The 5431-nt window shown below is 72.5% G+C and carries 5 protein-coding genes and 1 pseudogene; 5 read left to right on the top strand and 1 reads right to left on the bottom strand.

Annotated features, from left to right (window positions below):
• Positions 1–176: 176 nt before the first annotated feature.
• Positions 177–1586 (bottom strand): phosphomannomutase/phosphoglucomutase, encoded by a 1410-nt coding sequence (locus D8M39_RS12310; RefSeq protein WP_055082621.1) that lies wholly within the window; start codon positions 1584–1586, stop codon positions 177–179.
• A 116-nt stretch (positions 1587–1702) separates the two neighbouring features.
• Here D8M39_RS12310 and manA point away from each other — a divergent pair, with 116 nt between their 5' ends.
• From manA to D8M39_RS12285, 5 genes and pseudogenes are all read left to right on the top strand, one after another.
• Positions 1703–2887, top strand: coding sequence for a mannose-6-phosphate isomerase, class I (manA, locus tag D8M39_RS12305; protein WP_238694087.1), 1185 nt, complete (start codon positions 1703–1705; stop codon positions 2885–2887).
• Positions 2888–2986: 99 nt separating this feature from the next.
• Entirely contained in the window at positions 2987–3613 is a 627-nt protein-coding gene (locus tag D8M39_RS12300) for a TetR/AcrR family transcriptional regulator (RefSeq protein WP_232300197.1), read from the top strand.
• A gap of 166 nt (positions 3614–3779) precedes the next feature.
• Positions 3780–4442: an SDR family oxidoreductase gene (locus D8M39_RS12295; RefSeq protein WP_055082625.1), complete on the top strand. Its 663-nt coding sequence runs from the start codon at positions 3780–3782 to the stop codon at positions 4440–4442.
• Between the two features lie 93 nt (positions 4443–4535).
• Positions 4536–4868, top strand: coding sequence for an acylphosphatase (locus D8M39_RS12290; RefSeq protein ID WP_055082627.1), 333 nt, complete (start codon positions 4536–4538; stop codon positions 4866–4868).
• 99 nt (positions 4869–4967) lie between these two features.
• Positions 4968–5431 (top strand): annotated as a pseudogene (locus D8M39_RS12285) (hypothetical protein); the annotation flags it as partial.

The raw sequence follows: 5431 nt of genomic DNA, 5'->3' as shown, positions 1-5431 counted from the left end.
TGTTGCCCAGGAACTCAACGGGCGACCACGCAAAACGCTGGACTGGAAGAACCCAGCCCAGCGTCTGCGTGATCTACTAATCACTGACTAAACAACCAGGTGTTGCGAGGACCCCTGGAACCTGCCATCTGGTGGCGCGGCGTCGTCGTACCCGGGGAGCGGTGTGTGCTCGGGTCTCAGCCCTCGCGCACGATGCGCAGGACGGTGTCCCGCACGGTCTCCATGGTGGCGGAGTCCGGTGCCTCGACGTTCAGGCGCAGGAACGGCTCCGTGTTGGAGGGGCGCAGGTTGAACCACCAGCCCTGCTCGGGGTGGGTGAACGTGGTGCCGTCCATGTCCTCGACCGTGACGGCCGGGTCCTCGGCGGCGAAGTGCGCGCGCACGCGGTCCACCGCGGCGGCCTTGTCCTCGATCTCCGAGTTAATCTCCCCGGAGGCCGTGTACGGGTCGTAGCGGTCCATGAGCTCGCTCAGGGGCGCGTCCTGCTCGCCCAGGGCGGCGAGGACGTGCATGGCCGCGAGCATCCCGGTGTCCGCGTTGAAGAAGTCCTTGAAGTAGTAGTGGGCGGAGTGCTCCCCGCCGAACACGGCGTGCTCGGAGGCCATGACGGCCTTGATGAACGAGTGCCCCACGCGGGTGCGCACGGCCCGACCGCCGTTGGCCTCGATCAGCTCCGGGACGGCCTTGGAGGTGATGAGGTTGTGGATCACCACGGGGTGCTCCTCACCCCCGGCCTGGGCGCGGGCGATCTCGCGCTCGGCCACGATGGCCGCCACGGCGGACGGCGAGACCGGGTCACCGTTCTGGTCCACCACGAAGCAGCGGTCCGCGTCCCCGTCGAACGCGAGGCCGATGTCCGCGCCGTGCTCGCGGACCGCGTTCTGCAGGTCCACCAGGTTGGCGGGCTCCAGCGGGTTCGCCGGGTGGTTGGGGAACGTGCCGTCCAGCTCGAAGTACAGGGGCTCGATCTCCAGGGGCAGGGCCGGGAGCAGGGTGTCCCCGAGCACCGCGGGGGTGGTCAGGCCGGCCATGCCATTGCCGGCGTCCACCACGACCTTCAGCGGGCGGATGCCGCTCAGGTCCACGAGGGAGCGCAGGTAGCGGGCGTAGTCGCCGAGCACGTCCCGCTCGGACACGGTGCCCTGGCGCTCCGCGGCGGGGATCTCACCGGAGTCCAGGTAGCCCTGCGCGGTGTCACGGATCTCGTACAGCCCGGTGTCCGAGGACACGGGAACGGCGCCGGCCTTGGCCATCTTGATGCCGTTGTACGCGGCGGGGTTGTGGCTCGCGGTGAACGTGGCACCGGCGCAGTCCAGCGTGCCGCACGCGAAGTACAGCTCGTCCGTGGAGATGCTGCCGATCACGGTCACGTCCGCACCGCGGCGCGTGGCACCCTCGGCGAACGCCGCCACGAACTCCGGGGAGGAGGGGCGCATGTCCCCGCCGACCACCACGCCCGAGCCCGCCAGGCCCAGCACGTCCACGAACGCCGCACCAGTGGCACGCACGCTCTCGGCGGTGATGCTCTCACCCACGATGCCGCGGACGTCGTAGGCCTTGAATGATGATGAAAGATCTGTGGTCACCGTTCGGATTCTACGGGAGGTGCCCCCGCGCGCCCCTCAGGCGGGGCGTCCCCACTTGCGTCCCTGTGCCGTGCACCGCACGGATTTTCCCCGGACGCTGTGGTTACATGTGCGACATGGCCGAGTTCCTGAGGATGAGCAACCCGATCCAGCACTACGCCTGGGGATCCTGCTCGGTGCTCGCGACCATGCAGGGTCGCACCGCACCCACCGCGGACCCGGAGGCCGAGATGTGGATGGGCGCCCACCCGAGCGCGCCGTCCCACGTGGAGGTGCAGGGCGCTCGCCGCGGGCTGCACGAGGTGGTCCCGCACCTGCCGTTCCTGCTGAAGGTCCTCGCCATCGCCGCGCCCCTGTCCATCCAGGTCCACCCCTCCACCGAGCAGGCGCAGGAGGGCTTCGCGCGCGAGAACGCGGCCGGGGTCCCGCTCGACACGCCCCACCGCAACTACAAGGACGACCGCGCCAAGCCCGAGACCGTGGTGGCGCTGTCCGAGATGTGGCTGCTCGTGGGCCAGCAGGAGCCCGCCCACCTCGCGCGGCTGGCCGAGCACCTCGACCTGGCCTGGCTCGCGCTCGCGGCGCAGTCGCCGTGCCCCGTGCAGCACGTCCTCGAACTGTCGGACGACGCCGCCGCCGCGGCCGTCCGCGCGAGCGTCGCCGCGGCGTCGCGGACCGCGGAGGCCCCTCCGGAAACCGGCACCACGGACGCCGCACCCCGCGCCCTCTCGCCGGAGATGGGCCCGGTGCAGCGCGCCGTCGCCCTGATCCGGCTGCTGTCCCACCACTACCCGGGAGACCGGGGGCTGCTGGTGGCGCTGTGCATGAACGTGGTGCACCTGGCCCCGGGGCAGGCACTGTTCACCCCGGCCCAGCAGGTGCACGCCTACCTCAGCGGCACGGCCGTGGAGATCATGGGCTGCTCCGACAACGTGCTGCGCGCGGGGCTGACCCCCAAGCACGTGGACGTGGCCGAGCTGCTGCGCGTGATGTCCAGGACGTCCGAGCCCGTGGCGGTGCTGGAACCGCACGGGGAGCCCGACGGCACCGCGAGCTACCCCCTGTGGGACCCCGCGGTCTCGCTCGTCTCCGCGCGTGTGTCCCCCGGCAGCCCCGTGCGCCGGGAGCTCGCGGGCACCTGCATGGTGCTGGTGACGGAGGGGGAGGTCACCGTGGGGCCGGGGGACGTGCGTGCCACCGCCGGGCAGTCCCTGATCTGCCTGGAGGGACCGAGCACCGCCACGATCGAGGGCGAGGGACAGGTCTTCCTGGTGGAGGCGGTGACCGCCGGCGGGCGGTGAGCCCGCCGCCCCATCTCACCCCTAGGGTTGTCGCGGCGATCCGACCGGACGCGTTGAATGACAAGGTCACTTATTCTCGACCTCGTCATCGGAGGATGCATGGACCGGCGGATCGAACGGACCCGCACCGCGGTGGTCGAAGCCGCCGTGGCGCTGGCTGCGCGCGGCGTTCCGGCCATGGGCATGACCGAGATCGCCACCGCCGCCGGTGTCAGCCGCAAGGCCGTCTACGAGAACTTCGGCTCCCGGGACGAGGTGCTGCGCAGCGCCACCGAGTGGCTGCTGCGCGACGCCGTGCCGTCCGTGGAGCCCCCCGCCGCCCGTGAGACCTCCGTGTGGGTGGCCGTCCTCGCCCCGGTCGTGGCGCACATGACGCGCCACCGCGACTACTACCGCAGCGTCCTCTCGGGCCCGGCGGGCGCGGCGGCCCGCGACGCCGTGGTGGACCACGCCGTGACCGGGCTGCGCGCCGAGCGTGCCCGGCGCAGCGAGCCGGGCGCGGGCGACGTCGCGACCGGGGTGGGCGACGCCGGGGGCCCGGCGGGCGGCGTCGTCGCCGGTGCGCAGGACGACGGCGCGGCCGCGGCGGTGCGGCGGGACCGGTTCGCGGTGCACGGTCTCGTGGGCATGATCGCGGACGCGCTGCTGCAGCGCTCCGACGCGGATCTGCGGGGGCTGTTCTGCGAGCTCACGGAGGGCCTGCCCGCCCTGTCTCCCGGCTGCTGAGGGCGGACCCCGGGGGGCCGGAGCGGCTCGTTCCGCGCGGCCGCAACGGGGCGCGGAACCCGGCCGCGGAGGCGGGCGCAGGAATATCCGTCCGGCCGAGGTTGCTGTACTGGGCCCGGGGACGCAGTCGTCCCCCGCGGCATCGTTGCGACAGGAAGGACCAGCAATGTCTGAGATCACGATCATCGGTGGCCACGGCAAGGTGGCGCTGCAGCTGAGCCGTCTGCTCTCGACCCAGGGGGACACGGTGCGCTCCGTCATCCGCAAGGAGGAGCAGAGCGAGGACGTGGAGAACACGGGTGCCACGCCCGTGGTCGCGGACGTGCAGAGCATGGACGTGGCCGCGCTGACCGATCTGCTCTCCGGCCAGGACGCCGTCGTGTGGTCCGCGGGTGCCGGCGGCGGGTCCCCCGAGCGCACCTACGCCGTGGACCGCGACGCCGCGATCCGCAGCATGGACGCCGCGGAGGCGGCCGGCGTGAAGCGCTACGTCATGGTGTCCTACATGGGCGCGGGCCAGGACCACGGAGTGCCCGAGGACAACGACTTCTACGCCTACGCCCAGTCCAAGGCGGACGCGGACGACCACCTGCGCGCCAGCTGCCTGGACTGGACCATCCTGGGCCCGGGCATGCTCACGGACGACGACCCCTCGGGATCGATCGCCCTGGGCCGCGCCGGGGAGGACGACAACCGGAACACCTCCCGCGGCAACGTGGCCCTCGTGGCCGCCCGCACGCTGACCGACCCCAAGGGGACCTCCGGCGCGTTCATCGAGTTCGCGGACGGAGACACCCCGATCGCCGAGGCCATCGACGGTCTCGCCTGAGCACCCGGTCGAGCCACTGACCTGACGGCCCGGCCCGTGCGCGTCACCGCGACGCGCACGGGCCGGGCCGTCTTCTAGGCTGGGGGCGTGGAGATGCCCTCGATCCACCCGAACGCCGCGTCCGGGCGCCCGTCCGAACCCCTGGACCTCAACGAGACCATCGGTCTGCACGCCGTGGTGCACGGCACCGTCCAGGGCGTCGGCTTCCGCCACTGGTGCTGGCAGCAGGCCCAGGAGCTCGGTCTCGTGGGCTCCGCGACGAACAACGACGACGGCACGGTGACCGTCGTCGCCGAGGGCCCCCGGTGGGCCGCCGGCGAGTTCCTGCAGGCCCTGATCTCCCGGGACACCCCGGGCGCCGTGATCACCGTGGACGAGCACTTCGGGCCGGCGAGCCACTCCTTCACCGAGTTCAGCACGCACTGACGAGCAGTCTCCCGTTCATCCGCCGTTGACCCGGGTGGCCTACCGTGGACGTGCCCTCGCACGCCGTCGTGCCGGGGACACGGCCGGAAGGGGAGCCCCATGACCGCACCGAGAAACGGGACCGCAGAGACACCCGGGGCTGAGTCGAGGCTCGGGGCAGCGCCGTCGCCCGGTGCCGCGCAGCGGCGCGCGGAACGAGCCGCCGCGTGCCTGTCGCGCGTGACCGGGCTGCTCGAGGCCCTCGGCACGGCCCGTGTGGCGCGCCGGGAGGAGATCGCCCGGGTCAACCCCCGCCACCTCCGCTCGGCGGTGAACCTCGTGGACTACGCGGCGGTGCGCGCTCAGGACCTGCGTTCCCTGCAGAACGAGCTCGCCGCGCTCGGGGTCTCCTCGCTGGGGCGCATGGAGGCGGGGGTGCACGAACACCTCGTGGCCGTGGCCCAGACCCTCGCGGCCGTCGCGGGTCAGGGTGCTCCCGAGCTGCCGGACGTGCCCGGGTTCCCGACGGCGACGTCGTCCCCGGACGCGCCGTGGTCCTCGAACGCGCCGTCGTCCCACCCTGC

Source organism: Kocuria sp. HSID17590 (assembly GCF_003989485.1).
Lineage (GTDB): Bacteria > Actinomycetota > Actinomycetes > Actinomycetales > Micrococcaceae > Kocuria > Kocuria salsicia.
Note: the sequence above shows the minus strand (reverse complement) of the source record. Positions and strands in the feature narration are given on the sequence as shown.

Coding starts and splice junctions, on each gene's coding strand:
- manA (WP_238694087.1), top strand. CDS start 1,703: ATGGCCGAGTTCCTGAGGATGAGCAACCCGATCCAGCACTACGCCTGG.
- D8M39_RS12300 (WP_232300197.1), top strand. CDS start 2,987: ATGGACCGGCGGATCGAACGGACCCGCACCGCGGTGGTCGAAGCCGCC.
- D8M39_RS12295 (WP_055082625.1), top strand. CDS start 3,780: ATGTCTGAGATCACGATCATCGGTGGCCACGGCAAGGTGGCGCTGCAG.
- D8M39_RS12290 (WP_055082627.1), top strand. CDS start 4,536: ATGCCCTCGATCCACCCGAACGCCGCGTCCGGGCGCCCGTCCGAACCC.